Annotated in this window: 14 protein-coding genes; 8 read left to right on the plus strand and 6 right to left on the minus strand. The window is 66.7% G+C overall.

The features are described 5' to 3' along the window. The first annotated feature begins 186 nt into the window (after positions 1 to 186). The gene (locus tag AACH06_RS19580; RefSeq protein WP_341427451.1) at positions 187 to 1,332 is read left to right on the plus strand and encodes a response regulator; all 1,146 of its coding nucleotides are present in this window, start codon (positions 187 to 189) and stop codon (positions 1,330 to 1,332) included. 28 nt (positions 1,333 to 1,360) lie between these two features. Continuing rightward, complete coding sequence (locus tag AACH06_RS19585) at positions 1,361 to 1,720, plus strand: thioredoxin family protein (RefSeq protein ID WP_341427452.1); 360 nt, start codon at positions 1,361 to 1,363, stop codon at positions 1,718 to 1,720. Here the strand turns inward: AACH06_RS19585 and AACH06_RS19590 are convergent. After that, a complete protein-coding gene (locus AACH06_RS19590; RefSeq protein WP_341427453.1) occupies positions 1,696 to 2,502 on the minus strand; it encodes an MBL fold metallo-hydrolase in 807 nt (268 codons plus the stop codon). The genes AACH06_RS19585 and AACH06_RS19590 overlap by 25 nt on opposite strands. A 79-nt stretch (positions 2,503 to 2,581) precedes the next feature. On the opposite strand from AACH06_RS19590, the gene pdxR reads away from it, so the two are divergent. After that, positions 2,582 to 4,054 (plus strand): MocR-like pyridoxine biosynthesis transcription factor PdxR, encoded by a 1,473-nt coding sequence (pdxR, locus tag AACH06_RS19595; protein WP_341427454.1) that lies wholly within the window; start codon positions 2,582 to 2,584, stop codon positions 4,052 to 4,054. Between the two features lie 107 nt (positions 4,055 to 4,161). On the opposite strand, the gene AACH06_RS19600 is transcribed toward pdxR, so the two are convergent. Next, the gene (locus AACH06_RS19600; protein WP_341427455.1) at positions 4,162 to 5,703 is read right to left on the minus strand and encodes a methyl-accepting chemotaxis protein; all 1,542 of its coding nucleotides are present in this window, start codon (positions 5,701 to 5,703) and stop codon (positions 4,162 to 4,164) included. A 105-nt stretch (positions 5,704 to 5,808) separates the two neighbouring features. Beyond that, positions 5,809 to 6,363 carry a hypothetical protein gene (locus AACH06_RS19605; protein WP_341427456.1) on the minus strand — a complete coding sequence of 185 codons (555 nt, stop codon included), beginning with the start codon at positions 6,361 to 6,363 and terminating at the stop codon, positions 5,809 to 5,811. A gap of 375 nt (positions 6,364 to 6,738) precedes the next feature. Between AACH06_RS19605 and AACH06_RS19610 the strand changes: the two genes are divergently transcribed. Beyond that, positions 6,739 to 7,749 (plus strand): sulfotransferase family protein, encoded by a 1,011-nt coding sequence (locus tag AACH06_RS19610; RefSeq protein WP_341427457.1) that lies wholly within the window; start codon positions 6,739 to 6,741, stop codon positions 7,747 to 7,749. 19 nt (positions 7,750 to 7,768) lie between these two features. Continuing rightward, positions 7,769 to 8,998, plus strand: a complete 1,230-nt coding sequence (gene chrA / locus AACH06_RS19615; protein WP_341427458.1) for a chromate efflux transporter — start codon at positions 7,769 to 7,771, stop codon at positions 8,996 to 8,998. Positions 8,999 to 9,014: 16 nt separating this feature from the next. Here the strand turns inward: chrA and AACH06_RS19620 are convergent, their stop codons facing one another. Further along, positions 9,015 to 12,299, minus strand: a complete 3,285-nt coding sequence (locus AACH06_RS19620; RefSeq protein WP_341427459.1) for a carbohydrate binding domain-containing protein — start codon at positions 12,297 to 12,299, stop codon at positions 9,015 to 9,017. Between the two features lie 469 nt (positions 12,300 to 12,768). Further along, a complete protein-coding gene (locus AACH06_RS19625) occupies positions 12,769 to 13,986 on the minus strand; it encodes a pyridoxal phosphate-dependent aminotransferase (protein WP_341427460.1) in 1,218 nt (405 codons plus the stop codon). A 144-nt stretch (positions 13,987 to 14,130) separates the two neighbouring features. Between AACH06_RS19625 and AACH06_RS19630 the strand changes: the two genes are divergently transcribed. After that, positions 14,131 to 15,096, plus strand: coding sequence for a helix-turn-helix transcriptional regulator (locus AACH06_RS19630; RefSeq protein WP_341427461.1), 966 nt, complete (start codon positions 14,131 to 14,133; stop codon positions 15,094 to 15,096). A 144-nt stretch (positions 15,097 to 15,240) separates the two neighbouring features. On the opposite strand, the gene AACH06_RS19635 is transcribed toward AACH06_RS19630, so the two are convergent. Then, on the minus strand, positions 15,241 to 16,278 hold the full coding sequence (locus AACH06_RS19635) for an SMP-30/gluconolactonase/LRE family protein (protein ID WP_341427462.1): 1,038 nt from the start codon (positions 16,276 to 16,278) through the stop codon (positions 15,241 to 15,243). Between the two features lie 143 nt (positions 16,279 to 16,421). On the opposite strand from AACH06_RS19635, the gene AACH06_RS19640 reads away from it, so the two are divergent. After that, positions 16,422 to 17,159, plus strand: a complete 738-nt coding sequence (locus tag AACH06_RS19640; protein ID WP_341427463.1) for a flavin reductase family protein — start codon at positions 16,422 to 16,424, stop codon at positions 17,157 to 17,159. 80 nt (positions 17,160 to 17,239) lie between these two features. Then, complete coding sequence (locus AACH06_RS19645; protein ID WP_341427464.1) at positions 17,240 to 18,145, plus strand: DUF4424 family protein; 906 nt, start codon at positions 17,240 to 17,242, stop codon at positions 18,143 to 18,145. Positions 18,146 to 18,170 lie beyond the last annotated feature (25 nt).

An 18,170-nucleotide genomic window follows, 5' to 3' on the forward strand; every position in this document is an offset into this window, starting at 1 on the left:
CGCATCGTGGGATCCGTGCGGCTATCAGGGAGCCGCAGCATCCCACAAATGTTCCGCACCGCGCGAGCTTCCCGACTCGCTTTTCAAGCGGCTGTCGGCACACGCGCCACACCGGGGCCAGGCACGCTGTTTGCCCTCGTCAGGCCGTCCGCCGCGACCTCTTGCGGCCGTTGTATCTGCACTGCCATGAACGTTTCGCCACTGTCCCCCACCGGCTCTCGTGATGCGCCGACGCCCGCCCCCGCCAAGGTGCTGGTGGTCGACGACATGAACGCCAATCTCGTGGCCATGAAGGCCCTGCTGGCCGACGACGATCTGGAGGTGCTGCTCGCCAGTTCAGGCGCCGAAGCGCTCGAGCTGCTGCTGGTGCACGATGTGGCGCTGGCGTTGCTGGACGTGCAGATGCCCACCATGGACGGATACGCCTTGGCCGAGCTGATGCGCGGCAGCGAGCGCACCCGCCACGTGCCCATCATCTTCCTGACGGCCGGCACGCAAGAGGCACGGGGCACCTTTCGCGGCTACGAGACGGGCGCTGTGGATTTCTTGCACAAGCCGCTCGACGAGCGGGTATTGCGCAGCAAGATCCAGGTGTTCGTCGAGCTGCACCTCCAGCGCCGCACCATCGCCGACCACGCGGCACAACTGGCGCGGCTGGCCCGTGCGAACGCACTGATGCTGTCCGCGCTGTCACACGATCTTCAGGAGCCCCTGGCGGCCTTGTCACTCAATGCCGAGCTGGTTCTTCAACGCAGCGATGCGCCTGCCATCCGCCAGGCAGCCCAGCGCCAGAAGGCTGCGGCCGCACTGCTGAGGCGGCAAGTGGCACACCTGATCAGCCTGGCCAAGGCGCCCGGCGACGGATTGAAGGTTGAGGCCACGCTGACCGATCTGGCGGCGTTGGTGCGCGAACGGTGGCAGCACGGTTTGGGCGGCTCGCTCCCTTTGGCGCATGGCGAGTTGACGATCGAGGGCGACACCCTTGGGCACTGGGACGCCAACCTGCTCGCCACGGCCGTCGACCAGTTGCTGTTGCAGGCCGAAGCCCACGCCCACGGTGCCCCATTGAACATGATGGTTGACGGCCGGGCCCGTGGCGCGGTGGGCTTCCGAGTGAGCTTCGACCAGCCACTGCACGAGGCGGCGGCCGCCCACCTGCTGGGCTCTTCGCTGCCATGGAGCGAGCTTCCGCCCCCCGTGGGCGCCGGGCTGCGCGAGCCCGAGCGCATCGCGCGGGCCCATGGCGGATCGCTGGTGGCCAGCACACGCGCACGCGACGGCACCAGCTTCGAGCTGATGCTGCCGCGGGGGGATGTGGCCCTGGCTGCATGACACGCGGATTTGCGATAGGGTGGCCGGCATGGCATTCACCACCCATTTCACGAACCCGGAGCCCCCGCGTGCCGACGTTGATGGCTGGCAGGGCACCGCCGTCATCGAGTTTGGCACCCCCTGGTGCGGCTTCTGCCTGAGGGCGCAGCCCCTGATCGCCAGCGCGTTCGAGCGCCACCCGAATCTGCACCACGTCAAGGTCGAGGATGGGCCGGGGCGACCGCTCGGCCGGTCGTTCCGCGTCAAGCTGTGGCCCACCTTGATCTTGCTGCGCGACGGCCAGGAGGTAGAGCGCCTCGTGCGGCCCGCCAGTGCAGAAGAGCTGGCCGAGGCCCTGCACAGGCTCGTCCAGCCATCGGCAGCTCAGCCGCCGATCGCGCCGAAGTAGCGCTCGAACGAGGCGTCGACGGCCGCCTTGGCGCCCCGGGTGATGTTGCGGCCCCAGTTGTAGCCATACGCCTGATCGAATTCGAAGGGCCGCAGCCGTTCTCGCATGGCACTCACATCCGCTGGTCGCATCGGAATGAAGTTCGGATAGCTGTACATGAAGGCGGCGTGGCGCCGGTCGCTGGCCACCTGGGGCGAATCGCCCGGGAACAGCGCACCGCCCGGCTGGGGGCCGGCGCGCCAGTGCAATGCCGTGCTGCCTTCGAAGTGGCCACCGCAGCGGATCAGGCTGACGGAGGCCGACAGCGCCTTCACGTCCCCCGACCAGAACTGGACCTGCGTGGCCGGGCGCATCACCCATTGCCTGTCGGCCTCGTGGAGCAGGATGGGCACACCACCGAGTGCCTCGCTCCATTCGACCATCGCGCTGTAGAAGTGCGGATGCGAGATGACGATGCGATCGACGCCCCCTTCGGCACGCACGGCCTCGATGGCTTCAGGCGTCACCAGGCTCAGACACTCCCAAAGGATGTTGCCTGCGTCGGTGGGCAACAGCAGCGCGCGCTGCCCGATGCCGAACCGGCCCTCCAGCGCGAACGCCAGGAGTCCATCGTCGTGGCCTATGCGCAGCGTGTGACGCCGCAGCAGCTCGTCGTGGGTCGTCCACTGCTGTCCCTGCCAGCCCACGTACTGGCGCTCGTCCTCGCAGATGAGGCAGCGCGACGGTGGCGCAGGGGTGTCGCTGTGCTGGGTGCCGCAGGTTTCGCAGATGTAGCAGGGCATGGTGTCGTTCCAGTCGTCGAGATGACACCCAGCATAGGAAACGACTGGCTCCTAGAATGGTCCAGTTCCGTTGAAGATCATGGTGCCAGTTTTCCCCTTCGACTTCACGCTGCCCCGGGACACGGGTGGATTGGCGCAAGCCCTGCACCGCGTGTTGCGCGACGCGGTGCTCGACGGCCGCCTGCCGGCGGGCAGCCCCCTGCCGTCCACCCGCACCGCGGCACAGGCGCTGGGGCTGAGCCGCAACACGGTCGTGGCCGCCTACGACCTGCTGGTGGCCGAGGGCTATGTGCTGCCCCGATCGGGCGCGCGCTCGGTGGTGGCCCCCATCGCCACCAGGCGGGCCGGCTCGAAGGCCGCCGGCGGCTCTTCCGTGCTCACCCAGGCCTGGCAGACCGAACGGATCGTTCCCCTGTGGCGCGCACCCCAGATGGGCCCGGATGCAGCGCGCACCTTGCCCGAACGCAACTTCCGGCTCGGCGTGCCGGACCACCGGCCGTTTCCGCACGCTGTGTGGCGTCGCTTGACGGCACGCTCGCTGCGCGAATGGTCTCGCTCGCCGTTCGGCTATCCACCGACCGAAGGGCTGCCCGCCTTGCGCGAGGCAATTGCCAAGCACCTGGGCTTCTCGCGCGCGGTGGCCTGCGAGGCTCGCGATGTCGTCGTCACCTCCGGCGCGCAACAGGCCTTTGATCTGCTGGCCCGCCTGCTGGTGACGCCGGGGCGGACCCAGGTGGCGGTCGAAGAGCCAGGGTATCCGCCGCTGCGGGCCGCTTTCGCTGCGGCCGGCGCGGTGTTGGTGCCGGTGCCCGTTGATGACGAGGGGCTGCGCGTGGATCAGCTGCCCGATACGGTTCGGGTGGTCAGCGTGACGCCCTCCCACCAATCGCCGACGGGTGCCGCGTTGTCGTTGCACCGCCGCGCTGCCCTGCTGGATTGGGCTCGCGCTCGGCACGCGGTGATCCTGGAAGACGACTACGACGGTGAATTCCGGTTTGGCGCCCGGCCGCTCGACGCACTGCAGACCCTCGATCGGGACGGCATCGTGTTCTACATCGGCACCTTTTCGAAGTGCATGTTTCCGTCACTGCGCAAAGGCTTCGTCGTGTCACCGCCCTGGGCGCGCGATGCCCTGCTGGCGGTCAAGCACTGCGCAGACTCGCATTGCGACACCATCACCCAGTCTGCACTGGCCGCCTTCATCCACGAGGGGCATCTCGCGCGGCACGTTCGGCGCATGCGCGCTCTCTACGCCGCGCGGCGCCAGGTGCTGCTGGAAGGGCTGCAACGCGAACTGGCGGCCTGGCTGCGGCCGATCCCGTCTGAAGCCGGCTTGCACATGGCCGCGCGCATCGTCGATACCGCGCATACCGATGCGATCGTCAACGCCATGCGCCGCTGCCTGCCCGGCGCGCAGACCAGTGCCGAGTACTCGATGGCCTCCGGCCCGCCGTGGGCGCTGAGCTTCGGCTACGGCACGGTGGATGCAGAGGCCATCGTCCCCGCGTTGCGCCGAATGCGGCGCGCCCTGCAGGTGCAGGGCGGGTCATAGGGCGTGTTCACACTACGGAGCCCCGATGCGTAGTGTGAACACGCCCTAAGAGAAATCAATGCTCGCCGATGTTTGGCAGGGCGCGCAGCAAGGCGCGGCCTGCCGCATCACGCGGGCTGAAGGCGGAAGATGTTGACCGCGCTGACCAGCCCTTCGGCCTGCTGCTTCAGGCTGTCTGCCGCGGCCGCACTCTGTTCGACCAGCGCCGAGTTCTGCTGCGTGACCTCGTCGAGCTGAACCACCGCCTGGTTGACCTGGCCGATGCCGCTGGTCTGCTCCTGGGTGGCGCTGCTGATCTCGCCGATCAGGTCGGTCACGCGCTGCACCTGGCTCACGATGTCGCTCATCGTCATGCCGGCGTCGCCCACCAGGCGGGAACCGGTCTCGACACTCACGACGCTGGCGCCGATCAGTGTCTTGATTTCCTTGGCGGCGTTGGCGGACCGCTGGGCCAGTGCCCGCACCTCACCGGCCACCACCGCAAAACCGCGACCTTGTTCGCCGGCGCGGGCGGCTTCCACCGCCGCATTCAGCGCCAGGATGTTCGTCTGGAAGGCGATGCCATCGATGGTGCCGATGATGTCGGCGATGCGCTTGGAGCTGGTCGCGATCTCCTGCATCGTCGCCACCACCTGATTCACCACCTCGCCACCCTTGGCCGCCGCCGCACTGGCCGAGCTGGCCATCTGCGAGGCGCTGCGGGCGGTATCGGCGTTGTTCTTCACCGTCGAGTTCAGCTGCTCCATCGAGGCCGCCGTCTGCTGCAGGCTGGAAGCCTGGGTCTCGGTGCGGCGGCTCAGGTCGTTGTTGCCGGCGGCGATCTCGATGGTGGCCGTCTGCATCGTCTCGGCAGCAAGCCTCACCTGGTGCATCGTGCGGCTCAGGTCTTCATTGACCTTCTTGAGGGCCTGCAGCAAGCGACCGACCTCGTCGTTCGAAGCGACGGTGATGTCGCGGGTGAGGTCACCCTCTGCCACCGCCTGCGCCACCTGCACCGCCTGGTTCAAGGGCCGGGTGATGCTCAGCTGGATGCGCCAGGCGATGAGCCCGCCGGCCACCAGCGCCGTCACCGACAAGGCGATGATCAGCGCCACCGCGTGGCGGTAGGCCACGTCGGCCACGTCATTGCGCTGCTTCGAGGCCGCCTTGATGGCCTCGATCACGTCGTCCAGCGCCTTGATTTGCGCGAACTGGGCCGGGCGTACCTCTTCGCGCATCGCCTGGGCGGCGCCCGCCATGTCATCGGACATCGACAGGTCGATCGCCTTCTCGATCGGCGCCTTCGTGGCCAGCAGCGCCGCGCCGGCCTTGTCGAGTGCCGCCCGGACCTCGGGCTCGATCGGCATCGCTGCCAGTTGGGCGGCGGTGCGCTCGTAATCGGCCCGCGCCTTCTTCATCTGGTCGAATTCCTTCTTCTTGAAGGCCACGTCGTCCTGCATCACCGCATCGCGCAGGGCCATGCCCTGGTTGCGCACCAGATCGCGCATGGTGTTGGCCAGGCGCTCCGGGGCCTCACCCGTGACGGCCTCGAGATCTCGCTTGATCTCAGACAGCTGGCTCAGCGAAATGGCGCTGATCAGCGACATCAGCACCAGCACGGCAGCAAAGCCGAGCGCCATGCGAGCGCTCACCTTCAGGTTCTTCAACATCGGGTTCTCCAGCGGCCGCCCGGTCAACGGCGGCCCATGCGACAACGAAGCGGGTCCACGCCACCCCCATGCCGAGCCCGGCACCTGGGCTGGCGTCTCAACAGATCACTTGGCGGTCACGCCGGCGTGCAGCACGCCGATCGTCTTGCCACCGTCGACCACAGGCGCGGCCACGTGGACGCTGGGGACCTGGGTCGAGGTGTCAGGCTTGATCTCGCTGGCTGCCCAGGGTTGGCCCTTGATGGCTTGCGAGAAAACCGGCCGATTCGCGTTGTTGAAGATCAGCGGGCGGGTGCTCGCGCCGACGAGGTTGCCCTTTTGATCGCGCAACACGATCTTGTTGACCGTGTCGTCGGACTGCTCCCACTTGGCGATCTGCAGGCTGACCTTGCTGGACAAGGTGTTCTTGACGGCCGGGTCGTTGTCACCCAGCTCGATCCACTTGCCGTTGTTCATGCCGGCCGCGCTGTGGCTGTTGGCATCGCGCACCGCGGCCAGGACGGTCGGGTCGGCCGCCAGCTCGACCAGCCGCTTCTTGGCCTTCTCCACCTTCGCCGCGACATCGGCAGGCAGTTCACCGGCGAGGGCCGGGGTCACGAGGCAGGCCCAGCTCGATGCGGAAATGGCCATCAGCGCGGCCAAGCGCGAGAAGTCGTTCATTGTGGTCCCTGAAAAGTTGGTTGGTTCAACACCGGTGCCCTGGGCGATACGTTGTCGCCGACACCGCCAGGGGTATCGGCCGATGCTCAAGTCGCTTGAGTGCCGTGTCACATGAAGTGGGGTTCTTTCGCGAGGCTGTTCGCTGCTACAGGCGTCAACTCAATGTGAGAAGTGATGTCCCGCACTCATGTGCGGTTTTGCACACCTGATCGATCAACAGCACCCCTGCCCGGCCGATCCCCCCGGAACGCCACGGGCGGATCGTGCTGAGGCACGAGCTTCCCCCCCACCCGCGGCGCGACCGTCCCCACCTGCACGCCCGACACCCGCACAGACGGAGGGCTGCAGCGATACCTACATTCAGAGAGGCCCGCGATGAAAGTCTTCATGATCGGCACCCAGCGCTCTGGCTCCAACCTGCTGCGCCTGATGGTCAACCAAGCTCCCACGATTGCGGCGCCCCACCCTCCCCACATGCTGGAACGCTTCACGCCGCTGCTGCCGGCTTATGGCAACCTCGACCACGACGACAACTTCGCTCGCCTGGTCGACGATGTGGTGCGGCTGGTCGAGGTGAATCCCGTCTCGTGGGGCGTCGAGTTCAACCGTGGCGACATCTTCCTGCGATGCCGCGACCGCAGTCTGGTGGCCGTGTTCGGCTCGGTGATGGACCGCATGGCCGAGAGCTACGGCAAGCCCGACTGGATGTGCAAGTCGCTCGCCAATGTGCATTTCCTGCCCGAGATTGAGCGCTACTTTGGCGACGACGCCCGATACCTGTACCTGTACCGCGATGGCCGCGACGTGTGCCTGTCCTTCCTGAAGGCGGTGGTCGGCGAGAAGACGGCCTACCACGTGGCAAAGCAGTGGGACATCGAGCAGCAACTGGCCCTCGAATGTGGCCGCCGCGTACCGTCAGGACAGTTCCTGGCCCTGTCGTACGAAGAGCTCACCCGCAACCCGGAATCGACGCTGCGTCTGCTGTGCCGTTGGCTGGGCATCGAGTTCAGCGCCGCGATGCTGGATTTCCACTCGTCGGAAGAGGCTTCGAAGACCGCTGCGTCCGGCAAGCTCTGGGAAAACGTGAAGAAGCCCGTGATGGCCGCCAACACGAAGAAGTGGCTCACCGGCATGACGCGCGACCAGATCATCGATTTCGAGTCGGTGGCCGGGCGCTCGTTGACGCAGCTGGGCTACCAACTCGAGTTCGTCGGCCGGCAAGTGTCGGCTCGCAGCTATGACGCGGCCACCAAGGCCTCGCTCGATGCGGACAACCGCCACCGCAAGTCCGCGGTGAAGGAAGAGCTGCCCCCTGAGGACCTGGCGGCCCGCAAGCCGCAGGAAGACCTGCTCGCGATGATCCGCTCACGCCTGGTGTCGATCTGAGCCGCACCGCGGGCCGACCATGAGCGACGTCATCAGCCCCGTCGAGCCCGGCGCCCTCGCCGGGCCGACGCCTTCGCCCGTCAGCAAGACGGTTCTGTTCACCGACTGCGCGCTGCTTGGCCTCACCGCCTGGGGCGGCTTCATGGCGCTGCTGGCGCAGGCACAGGAGCGCTTCGTCAAACAGCGGCAATGGGTGGCGGAGAAAGAGTTTCTCGACCTCATTGCGCTGGTCACGATGCTGCCGGGGCCGCAGGCCGTCAACGCGATCGCGACGATGGGCCACCGCGTTGCGGGCTGGGGTGGCTTCGCGGCGGCACTGATGGGCATCGTGCTGCCGGGCTTCCTGATCATCCTGACGCTGTGGTACGGCTACTCGTTCCTCGCCGGCTATCCGCGCGTGCTGCGCGCGGTCACGGTGGGCGTGGTGCCGCCGTTGGCGATGATCTTGATTCTGGCGGCCTTCAACCAGGCGAAGAAGGCCACGCCGGGCTTGCGCGAGAAGATGCTCGCCGCCGCCTCGACCGGCCTGTTGCTGCTGATGCCGCTGTGGGCGGCGCCCATCTACGTGCTGGCGTTCGGCGCCTTTGTGTCGACGGTGATGTTCCCGGCGCCGCAGCAACCGGAGGCCACGGCGACACGGGCGCTGCGGCCCATGGAGATGCTGCTGTGTTTCGCGCCGATCAGCCTTGCCATCGTCCAGCTCGTGCCTTCACTGATGCCCGAATCGCGCTTGACGCAGGTGGGCCTGGCCTTCGCGGGCCTGAGCACCACCTTGTTCGGGGGCGGCATGGTGATGGTGCCCTTGCTCGAAGGCTACATCGTCGACCACTTCGGTTGGCTCGATCACGCGGGGTTCAGCGCAGGGCTGGCGGCGAGCCAGCTGACACCGGGGCCGATCCTGAGCATCGCCACCTTCACCGGCATGGAGGCCGCAGGACTGGCCGGTGCGGTCGCTGCCACGGTGGGCATCTACCTGCCCACGGCCCTGATCAGCGTGGGGGTGAGCGGCGTGGCCGACCGGCTGAAGGGCTCGCGCGCGTTCCAGCATGCGATGGTCGGCGTGCGCTGCGCGGTGGTGGGCTTGATCGTCGGCGCCGCGATCTCCCTGCTCACCAAGCTGCCGTTCAAGGCGTTGCCGTGGCAGACCATCGCCATGCTGTGTGCAGCCTACGCGACCGTCTGGCGGTTCAAGCAACCGCCGTACGTATCGTTGCCGGTGGGCGTGGCGCTGGCCTGGCTGGTGCTGTGAGGGGCTCAGGCCATCGTCAACGGCGGCGCTGAGCCGCGCACGGGTTCACGCCGCTGGTGGCCACCCCATTGGCCACCTGCCACAGCCCGGTGCCGAGGCTGTAGTTGCGGCCGCCGTTGTTGTCCCAGGTGCCGTTGCCGTTGTTGAACACCGTCTGCCAACCGGTGGCCTGGCCCAGGTTCACGGTGTACACGTCCCATCCCGCACAGGCCGCACTCATCGGCACTCCGGGCACGGGCGTCCACGACCCGCCGTTGGGCGCGTAGTGGATGTTCACCGTCGACCAACCCGTGGGCACCTTGTAGTAGACGGTGGCCGAATTCCCCGCTGCGGTGGTCACCTGCGTCGCAGGCGATGGTGCCGACACCCAGCCTGCAGCGTCCTCCGCTTTCACGGTGTAGCGGTAGGTGGTCGACGGCGTCAGGCCGTTGTCGCCGAAGCTCAGGCCCATGGAGCTGCCCACCTCCACGCCGTTGCGCAGCACACGGTAGCGGGCCACGCCATAGTTGTCCGTGGCGGGGGGCCATGACAGCGTGAGCGTGTTGCCCGTGACATCGCTGGCCTGCGGCGCACCGGGCGCCGTGGGCGGCTCTTGGTCTGGCGCCAGCGTGGTCACCTGGCGCGCCTTGCTTTGGGCAGACAGGTTGCCCGCGGCATCGAACGCCGCCACCCGGTAGCGGTAGAGCGTCTGGGGCGCGAGGCCGGTGTCGGCGTAGCGGTTGGTGGGGCTGGTGCCGACCTGGATGCCGTCGCGATAGACGCGGTAGCCGGTCACGCCAATGTTGTCGCTCGACGCCGGCCAATCGAGTTGCACGCTGCGGTCCGTCAGACCGCTGGCTGTGGGCTTGGTGGGCGCGCTGGGTGGCGTGTCATCGACGACCAGGAAGGGGTAGACGCCGGGGATGTCGCCATGGATGTCTTCGGTGTAGCCCGAGTTGCCGCCAGCCCGGTACGTGCCCGCTCCGACATAGACCTGCTGGATCTCCGATCGGGTGACGTTGCCGGCCGCGTCCGTCATCTTCACGTAGTAGTCGAGCAACTGGTCTCGGTAGTCCGAGACGTAGGCGTAGTAGAGGTTGCCGATGTCTTGCGCCGGAACGACCTTCAACGTGTCCATGGTCGGCTGCACCCAGGCCACGCCGTTCATCACTGGGGCCAGATCGCGCATCTTCATGGGATAAGAGCGCCACTCGCCCACCCGGCTGGGGGTGATGTTCAGGCCCGGCAGGCCCACCATCCTTTTCGGACTGTAGACCTTGTAGGTGTCGTCATCGTTGTCGATCGTCTTCTGCTGGTGCGGCCGCACCATCAACTGCGCCGAAGCGATGCCGGAGACATCGAAGCCGTAGGTGTAGACCGCGAAATCGTGGCTGTAGTGCTGAACCGTCCAGCCCTCGGCCTTCGAGCCATTGACCGACCCCGGGTTGTACGGGTAGCGCTGCGGCCACCAGATCGATGGGCCGGTGCGGTCACTCGTGGCGCGAGCGGCGACATAGGGCTTCGAGAAGGCGAGCGAGTTGTTGAAGGCGAGCGTGGGCTTGACCACGTCGTCCTTGTTCTCGTCGTAGTAGCCGAAGCCTGAATCCATCGCCGGCAGCAGGAAGTACCAAGCCAGTTCGGCCGGGTTGGCACCGCCGGCGTAGTCGGACGAGGCCTGGCCCTTGACCGGGAACGACAGCATCCACGGGTTGAGCTGGTTGCCTGCGTGGGTGATCTGCCGATCCAGCGCGGTGGTCGGCGACCAATGGTTGGGGTGCGCATCGAGCCAGATCTGCTCCGCCGTCTTGGCATAGTTCAGCGCCGCCTGCAGCAGCGCGAAGTTGCGCTCGAGGTAGTGCCAGCCATGCTCCAGGCTCACTGTGGCGCCCTCGCTCTGCCCCTTCAGGTTCTTCTTAGGCGCGAGGTTCAATCCGGTGACGCGGTTGAAGTCGGCGAACTGCCCCTGCCAGATGAGCGGAGGCAGGTGCCAGTGGTACCACGTCGGGTCGGACGAGCTGTCGCGGGTGTCTACCCACGAGCCGTCCTGCACGTGCTGCACGTCCGAGGCAGGAATGGGGCGGGCCGCCAGGTACTCGTCGATGCCCTGGCAGAAGCCGTTACCGGCGCAGGTGACCCGGTGTCCGTTCTGCCACGTGTCCAGCGAGCCGGCGCGGCCACTGGAGTTGTCGCCGTCGTGGGCGATCACGTAGAACTGGCGGGGCTCCAGCGCGGTGAAGGGCATCAGCTCATCCACGGTGGTCGAGCCATCCCAGCCCTCGGCCCAGGAGCCGTTCTGGCTGACCGGGATGGCGGCGACCTTCGACACCTCGCCTGTCGCCGGATCGACCGCGCGCACCCAATGCGGCGTCGAGGCGAAGGGAAACTTGTTGACGATGACCTGCTTCTCGTGCGCCATGCCATTGGCCACCCACGTGCCCACATCGGACGTGTTGCGCAGGTCGGCCCGGTTGGGCGGTGAGATGAGCGTGTCGCCGGTCGCGTCGTGAGTGGCGAACGGGTAGTCTTTCAAGGTGCGAGAGAAGTGGTTGTTCCCGACCACCGTCCACTGGATGCCCAGCTTGGCCAGCGAGGGGATCAGTCGCTCGGAAAAGCCCAGCTCGGTGGGAAAGAAGCCGCGCGACGAGGTGTAGCGGCTGCCCAGGAAGTAGGGCTGCGCGAGCGCGGCACCGTGAAAGATCAGATCCTTCAGGAAATAGTCCGCCCCCACCAGCGGGCCCATCGTGTGGTGGCCGGTGAAGTGGATGAGATCGAGTGTGCGGTGGCCGTGCTGCGTCGGCAATCCGTCGTAGGCCGAGACCCACGACGCGCCCCAATTCGGGTTGGTGTACCCGGGCACGTTCTGCAGGTTCTCCAGGCTGTTGACGTTGTTCACCACCGCGCCCGACATCGTCACGTGCACCTGGCCACTGCCGCCGGACCAACTCTTCACCTCGGCGGCGTCCTGTTGGGGCCACCATTGGTAGGCGCCAGTCTTCGCATCAGGCGAGTAGTAGGCGACGAGGTCGTCGTGCGGCATGATGCCGCCGCCTTGCGACGCGGGCAGGAAGTAGCTGTAGCCCGGCGGCGGCGATTTCTTCAGGTTGATCACCTGGCCGTCGTAGGCGTATCGGATGGGCTGCCCCACCGCCGTGGCGTTGTAGGTGGCCATCACGTCCACACCATAGAACGGCCAGAAGTTGGGCATGTGGTTGTGATACACGTGCGCCGCGGGAATGCTGGCCGCCAGAGCCGGCGGGGCGGCCGAAGCCAGGCAGGCCGCTGCGGCGGCAGCCACAGTGCGAGGGATCCATCGAGCGTGCATGAAGCCTCCTTCCCGCTCGCGCAGGAATGGTGACGAAGAGGGGTCCGCGACTTGACGGGTTAGCGGTGTCGCAGCCAACGGGGTGGCAGGCGGCATGAGCCGCCGCGCCTGAGACCGTGCTCACGGCAGCGCCATGGCAGCGCCGCCGGGGATTGAGTGCCTTCAGGGCCCGTCGATCGGTGGCAGAAACGGCATGGCTTGTCTCCCAGTGGGTGGTGATGTGCAGGTGCCAGCACCGTGTTGGCGCTGTTCGGCCCGTTCTCCATGGCCGTGAGGCGGCTCCACGCCCAGGTCGGGTGGTGCCACGGCGGCGCATCCTACTGGAATAAAACTACCCGTTCTCCTTCGTTTTCCCTGAGGCCGATTGCGTAGTGGCGAGGCGCAGCAACGTGCCTCTTCACCCCACTCATCCCTCATAGCTTTTTCGACTACGCTGTAGTTTCAACGTAGTCAAACTACAGATACGGACTCAGGACCTGCTCAGGTAGGCGGCCAAGCGCGATACGCCCTGGTCCAGCCTCGCGGGTTCGCAGGCATAGCACCAACGCACGAAGCCCTCGCCCTCCAGGCCGAACGCGCTGCCGGGTGCCAAGCCCAAGCCCACCTCGCGCACCAGCGCCTTGCACAGCGCGAGGCTGTGCTCCGATCCGGGCAAAGAGAAGAAAACGTACATCGCCCCGGCCGGGGCTTTCACCTGCACGCCGGGCAGCGCCGAGAGCTGACGCACCAGGTGGTCGCGTGCCTGGCGCATATCGGCCACAAGGCCAGACACCAACGGCTCACCTTCGGAGATGGCGGCCACACCGGCGCGCTGCACCATCACGGGCGCACACGAGGTGTTGTATTCGATGAGCTTGCCGAGCTCGCCCACGAGCACCTCGGGGGCCACGATCCAGCCCAGCCGCCAACCGGTCATCAGCCAAGCCTTCGAGAACGAATTGACAGCGATGACGCGCTCATCCCGGCGCGCATGATCGAGGAACGATGGCGCCACGCCCACGCCTTTGCCTTCACCTTCGCCACCATAGTACAAGCGCTCGTAGACCTCGTCCGCGATGACCCAGATGCCCAGGCTGCGGCAATGATCGAGCACGCGGCGCTGGTCCGCAGCGCTCATGACCCAACCGGTGGGGTTGTTCGGAGAGTTGATCAGCAGCGCGCGGGTGTCGGCCGTCAGCGCGGCCAGCAGTTCGTCGACATCCAGAGCCCAGCCTTCGGCACCGAAGCGCAACGACACGGTCTGCATCTCGGCACCCAGAATCTTCGGAATCTCGACCAGGTTGGGCCACAGCGGCGTGACCGCGACCACGCGTGAGCCGGCATCCACCACCAGCTGCGCCGCGAGCATCAGCGCATTGACCCCGGCACTGGTCACCGCGATCTGCGCCGGTGTGGTTTCACCATGCAGCCGAGAGACGTAGGCCGCGATGGTTTCTCGCAGCGCAGCGATGCCCAGGTTGTGCGAATAGAAGGTGTCCCCTTCGGCCAACGCCTGCGATGCCGCCTCCCGGATGAACGCCGGCGTGGGCCGATCGGATTCGCCGAACCAAAAGGGCAGCACATCGGGCAGGCCGAAGCCAGCGTTGGCCACCTCGCGAATCTGCGAGGCACGCAGTGCCCGGACGCTCTCGCGTGCCAAGGGCAGGTGGGCAATCAGGCGGGCATCGGTGTCGGGCTTCATGCTCATGGCAGGACGATCAGGGGCTGGGGGTGGCCGATGCTACGGCCTTGCCGGAATGCTCCGCGGCGGAGGGCTCCATGAAACCTGCCAGGCTGAGGCAGCATTAGCATCGACACTGGCACTTCACCGCCTCGAACAAGCCCCACACCCATGCGCGCCAGCCGACTGCTGTCGATTCAGATGCTGCTGGAAACGCGCGGGCGCATGAGTGCGCGCGCGCTGGCCGATGCGCTCGAAATCTCGGTGCGAACGCTGTACCGCGACATCGACGAGCTGACCGCCGCTGGCGTGCCCGTGTATGCCGAGCGCGGCCGCGCGGGCGGCTTTGAGCTGATGCGCGGCTGGAAGACCACGCTCACCGGGCTCACCCCCTCCGAGGCACAGGCGGTGTTCCTCAGCGGCCTGGCCGGGCCGGCTGCCGATCTCGGCCTGGGCAGCGATGTCGAACAGGCGCAGCTGAAGCTGCTCGCCGCGCTGCCGGCCGCATGGCGCGACGATGCAAGGCGCGTCAGCTCGCGGCTGTACCTCGATCCGATCGACTGGTACCGCGAGTCTGAGCCGTTGCCCCACCTGGCCACGGTGGCGTCCGCCGTGTGGGAGGAGCGACCGGTAGCCATCCACTACGAGAGCTGGAAGCTCACATCCCGGCGCGCCATCCATCCCTTGGGCCTGGTGTTGAAGGCGGGCGCCTGGTACCTGGTGGCGTCCAGCGGCGAACAGGCGCGCACCTACCGGGTCTCGAACATCCTGCAGGCCGAGTTGCTGGACGGCACTGTCCATCGGCCCAAGGGTTTCGACCTGACGGCGTACTGGCGCGAATCCGTCCGGCGCTTTGAAGCCCAACTGATCCAGGGCGAGGCGATCGTTCGCGCCAACGCGGCGGGCCTGAAGGCACTGTCTCACCTGAGCGCAGCCGTGGCGAAGGCCGTGTCAGCGATTCAGCGGCCCGCTGCCGATGACGAGCGTGTGGAGTTGCGCATCCCCATCGAATCGATCGACCATGCCACGGGGCAACTGCTGAGGCTGGCGCCCGATGTCGAGGTGCTCGGACCACCCGCCTTGCGGCGATCTACCCTCGAAAGGGTGAAGCAACTGGTGGCGCTGTACGAGGCTTGACGGCGTTGACAGGGCGTTGACGGCGTTGATAGGCCATTGACAGCGCTAAGGGCACTGTGGGCGCTGTGGACGCTGAGGGCACGAAGCGCGCCGTCCGGGTGGCCAGCGCCGAGGGGGCACCACCCACCCGGCCCGCACACGACTTCAATAGGGCATGCCCGGCACCGCCAAGTCGACCTTGAACAGCCCGCGCGCCTGGCCCTGCCCCATGGCGGTGACGAACAGCGTCTTGCGATTGTTGCCACCGAACGCGACGTTGGTGACACTGCCCGATCCTGCCGGCATCTTCAACCGCGCGATCTCATTGCCCTGGGGATTCACGATGATGACGTCGCCGCTGGTGACGTAGAGGTTGCCAGCGCAGTCCACCACCATGCCGTCGGCACCGCCGATCTGGCTCGCAAAGCGCTGCGGCGCCCCCACTGAGCCATTGGCGGCCACCGCGTACTGGTACAGGCCGCTCAACGACGACACGTACAGCGTCTTCTCGTCAGGCGACAGGGTGATGCCGTTGGGCTGGTTGCGATCGGCATCGATGACCTTGGCTTTCTTCGAGCCTGGGGCCACGCGGTAGACCCGGGTCTGCGCCTGCGGCGGGGGATTCACGGCCTGCCAGGTCGGATCGGTGAAGTACAGCGTGCCGTCGCTGCGGAAGGTCAGGTCGTTCGGCGAATTGAACCGCACACCCTGATAGCCCTTGACGACGACTGTCTCCTCGCCGGCCCCACCGAACTTCACGATGCCGCCCACCTTGTGGCTGGCGCCGTGCAAGCGGCCCGAAGGATCGGTGGCCAGGCCATTGGTGCCCGCGGTCGGCGCAAACACGACGCCGGGGCCGTCGGCGGTGTAGCGAATGATGCGCGAAGGTGGCGGATTCGCCCCCGCACCAAACTCCGTGAAGTAGACCGAGCCGTCGCGCCACACCGGCCCTTCCACATTCGCGTTCAACTGGCCGTTCTGGTTGAAGGCATCGATCGGCAGTGCGTTGCTGATGCGCGCGATCTGCGCACCCGGGGGCACCGGGAAATCGAAGGGCCCCGCCGGGCATGACCACGCCGCCTGCGCCCACACCGGCACGGCACACAGCACGGCCCCCACCGAGCGAACCCAGGCGCTCGAGCGCGCTGCCGAGCCCACAGGATGCGGGGCCCGAAGGGAGGTGGACGAACAAGCGGTGAACATCGATGAGACCTCGAAATAGGAACCTGAGAACGCCACCTCGCGGCGGCCACCATGCACGAAACCCGTGTCCGAATCTGGCGCGACACGCCGATTGTCGTTCGGCACAGTGCCGCCACCCGTAACAAAGCCCATGAGGCCAAGGCATGCACCAGACCCGCGAACCCTCGATCCTCTACTTCGGCACACCTGTGGTGGTGATCAGCACCCTCAACGACGACGGCACCCCCAACCTGGCCCCGATGTCATCGGCCTTTTGGCTCGGCTGGCGCTGTGTGCTGGGGCTCGGCGCCTCGTCGCAAACCGCCGGCAACCTGAGACGTCGCCGCGAATGCGTGTTGAACCTGCCATCGCAACATCTGGTCACCGAAGTGGATCGACTGGCATTGACCACCGGTGCTCATCCCGTGCCTGCGTTCAAGGCCGCACGCGGCTACCGGCATGTGGCCGACAAGTTCGCCGCGGCGGGGCTGCACCCTCAGGCATCGACCACCGTCGCCCCCCCACGGGTGCAAGAATGCCCCGTGCAGATGGAAGCGGTGGTCGAGGCCATTCACGGCGTGGCCGACGACGATGAACGCCTTCGTGGCCACATCCTGAACATCGAGGTGCGTGTCCAGCGCATCCACCTGCATCCGTCCATCCTGATGGACGGTCACACCGACCGAGTCGACCCGGACAAGTGGCGCCCGCTGATCATGAGCTTCCAGAAGTTCTACGGCCTGGGCGATCAGCAACTGCGATCATCGACGCTGTCTTCCATCCCGGAGGCGGCGTACCGAAGCCCGGATGTGGATCGGGCTCGGCTGGCTCCCTCGATCGTGCAGCCTGCGCGCCAGCTGTCGCCAGCCGACGCACTCGCCTGCGATGAGGCCTCAGAATGAAGGGCTTCGGGAGTGGCGGGCACTGGCCCGCCTTGATGGCCGCGCGATGACGGGGCCGCCCAGCAACCGCGGTAGAAGCCATGAAGATCACGCGCGCCATCGTGCTCGCCGTTGCCCTGTCGGGCAGCGCGGCCAGCCACGCCAACGACACCGCCATTGGCGACGACAACGGCACGATCACGTTCAAGCAGTTACCACACGTCAGCATGGACAGCGAGGCGCTGTTCATCAGCGAAGCGTTGGTGACGGTGGACTATGTCTTCACCAACAACGGGCCAGCCGACGTGGTCACGCCCGTGGCGTTTCCCATGCCGCCGGCCTACTTTGGCGACAGCGACCACACCGAGATCGAGAACTTCAAGGTCTGGGCCGATGGTCGATTGGTGAACGCTGAACAAAAGTGGGTCATCCGCCGAGGCGAGGTCGACGTCTCCGACCAGGTTCGGCGATGGGGCTGGACCACCGACGACATCTTCCGTCTGATGCAAGGCGGCGGCACGCCCAAAGGCAAGAAGCCGCTGCCATCCCACTGGTTCGACACCAACGGCGAACCGCTGATCACGATCAGCAAGTACCACGTCTGGCAGCAGACTTTCCCGGCCGGCAAGCCACTGACGATTCGCCACAGCTATGTCCCGAGCGTGACCACCGGGGTGCCCCAGTCGTGGTCAACGTTGTTCGAGGCCTACGGGAAGGAGACGTGCCCCGACAAGGCGCTCATCGCCGGCATCGAGAAGCGCGACGGCGAAGGCGGATGGGAATACAACTTCCTCAGCTACATCCTGACCACCGCCAACCATTGGCAGGGGCCGATCAAGGATTTCAAGCTCACGATCCGCAAACGCCAGCCCACCGATGTCTTCAGCCTGTGTTTCGACGGCGCCTTCAAGAAGACCGACCCGCTGACCTTCGAGTTCCGCCAGTCCGACTTCCGACCGACGCGGGACCTCAAGATCCTCTTCTTGCGGCGCCGGAAGCCAGAATAGGCGTCCGTTGCCCCGCACCGCCGCG

This window comes from Ideonella lacteola, assembly GCF_038066555.1.
In the GTDB taxonomy this organism is placed as follows: Bacteria; Pseudomonadota; Gammaproteobacteria; order Burkholderiales; family Burkholderiaceae_C; genus Ideonella; species Ideonella lacteola.